Consider the following 2,369-nt stretch of genomic DNA (forward strand, 5'->3'; position numbering starts at 1 on the left):
CCGCCAATCGCACCCCACGTGCCCCCGAGACCCACCCGCTCACCTGGCGGCTACGTGATGACGGCCAGCCGGTGTGGCTGGAGGAGTATCAGGCCAAGCAGGGCTATGAAGCGGTGCGCAAAGCGCTTGGCCAGATGAGCCCGGACGAGATCGTCAGCACCGTCAAGGATGCCGGTCTCAAGGGGCGTGGCGGCGCGGGCTTCCCCACAGGTGTGAAGTGGGGGCTGATGCCCAAAGACGAGAGCATGAACATCCGCTACCTGCTCTGCAACGCCGACGAGATGGAGCCCAACACCTGGAAAGATCGCCTGCTGATGGAGCAACTGCCCCACCTGCTGATCGAGGGGATGATCATCTCGGCCCGGGCGCTCAAAGCCTATCGCGGCTATATCTTCCTGCGCGGCGAATATGTGGATGCTGCCATCCACCTGCGCCGTGCGGTGGAAGAGGCCAAGGCCGCCGGTCTACTGGGCAAGAACATTCTGGGATCCGGTTTTGACTTCGAGCTGTTCGTCCACACCGGCGCCGGCCGCTACATCTGTGGCGAAGAGACGGCCCTTATCAACTCGCTGGAAGGGCGACGCGCCAACCCGCGCGCCAAACCCCCCTTCCCCGCAGTTTCCGGCGTCTGGGGCAAACCCACCTGCGTCAACAACGTCGAAACCCTCTGCAACGTCCCCGCCATCATCGGCAACGGGGTCGCCTGGTATCAGGGGCTGGCGCTGCCGGGCTCGGAAGATCACGGCACCAAGCTGATGGGCTTCTCCGGCAAGGTGAACAACCCCGGGGTCTGGGAGCTGCCCTTTGGCATCACCGCCCGCGAGCTGTTTGAAAATTACGCCGGTGGGATGAAGAGCGGCTATCGCCTGAAAGCCTGGCAACCGGGCGGCGCGGGCACCGGCTTCCTGCTGCCGGAGCACCTCGATGCCCAGATGTATACCGCCGGTATCGGCAAGGTCGGTACCCGGATGGGGACCGGCCTCGCCATGGCGGTGGATGACTCCATCAGCATGGTCTCCCTGCTGCGCAACATGGAGGAGTTCTTCGCCCGCGAGTCGTGTGGCTGGTGCACGCCCTGTCGCGATGGCCTGCCCTGGAGCGTCAAGCTGCTACGGGCACTGGAACGTGGCGAAGGGCAATCCGGCGATCTGGCGACTCTGGAACAACTCTGCGGTTTCCTTGGCCCGGGCAAGACATTCTGCGCCCACGCACCGGGCGCCGTCGAGCCGCTCGCCAGCGCCATCAAATATTTCCGCTCCGAATTCGAGGCTGGGATCAAAGGCAGCGGTGATAACCGCAAGCCGGTCAAAGGGATCCAGCCCAATCTGCTGGGCGAGCGCTGGTAACGACACCACAGATTTCACAAAACAGGTTTCAGGGAAGTTGTATGGCAACCATTTATGTAGACGGCAAAGAGTACGAGGTAGACGGAGCAGATAACCTGCTGCAAGCCTGTCTGTCGCTGGGTCTGGACGTCCCCTATTTCTGCTGGCATCCGGCGCTGGGTAGCGTTGGCGCCTGCCGCCAGTGTGCAGTCAAACAGTATCAGAATGCCGATGACAAGCGCGGTCGTCTGGTCATGTCCTGCATGACCCCGGCCACCGATGGCAGCTACATCGCCATCGAGGATGAAGAGGCTAAAGAATTTCGCAAGAGCGTGGTGGAGTGGCTGATGACCAACCACCCCCACGACTGCCCGGTGTGTGAAGAGGGCGGCGCCTGCCACCTGCAGGACATGACGGTGATGACAGGCCACAACAGCCGTCGCTACCGCTTCACTAAACGCACCCACCAGAATCAGGAGCTGGGCCCCTTCATCGGTCACGAGATGAACCGCTGCATCGCCTGCTACCGCTGCGTCCGTTACTACAAGGATTATGCCGGTGGCGAGGATCTCGGGGTCTATGGTGCCCACGACAACGTCTATTTCGGGCGGGTCGAGGATGGCACCCTGGAGAGTGAATTTTCCGGCAACCTGGTGGAGGTCTGCCCCACCGGCGTCTTCACCGACAAGACCCACTCCGAGCGTTACAACCGCAAGTGGGACATGCAATTTGCCCCCAGCATCTGCCAGCAATGCTCCGTGGGCTGCAACATCAGTCCGGGCGAGCGTTATGGCGAGCTGCGCCGCATCGAAAACCGCTTCCACGGCAGCGTCAACCACTACTTCCTTTGTGACCGTGGCCGCTTTGGCTATGGCTATGTCAATCTGGCCGACCGCCCGCGCCAACCGCTGCTCAAAGATGGCAACGACCAGCTGACCATCACGGTCGATGGCGCCCTCAACCGAGCCGCCGATGCCCTGCGCACGGCCCGCGGCCTCATCGGCATCGGCTCGCCCCGCGCCTCGCTGGAGAGCAACTTTGCCC

The 2,369-nt window shown here is 62.6% G+C and carries 2 protein-coding genes; both read left to right on the forward strand.

Features of this window, described 5'->3' with window-relative positions; all coding sequences use genetic code 11:
- Nucleotides 1–1,346: NADH-quinone oxidoreductase subunit NuoF (nuoF, locus tag AACS18_RS20770; protein WP_108611919.1), on the forward strand; the 1,346-nt coding region annotated here is incomplete at its 5' end.
- Nucleotides 1,347–1,387: 41 nt separating this feature from the next.
- On the forward strand, nt 1,388–2,369 hold a 982-nt coding region (gene nuoG / locus AACS18_RS23690; RefSeq protein WP_258228664.1), incomplete at its 3' end, for an NADH-quinone oxidoreductase subunit NuoG.

Source organism: Aeromonas sp. HMWF015, from assembly GCF_963878965.1.
In the GTDB taxonomy this organism is placed as follows: domain Bacteria; phylum Pseudomonadota; class Gammaproteobacteria; order Enterobacterales; family Aeromonadaceae; genus Aeromonas; species Aeromonas veronii.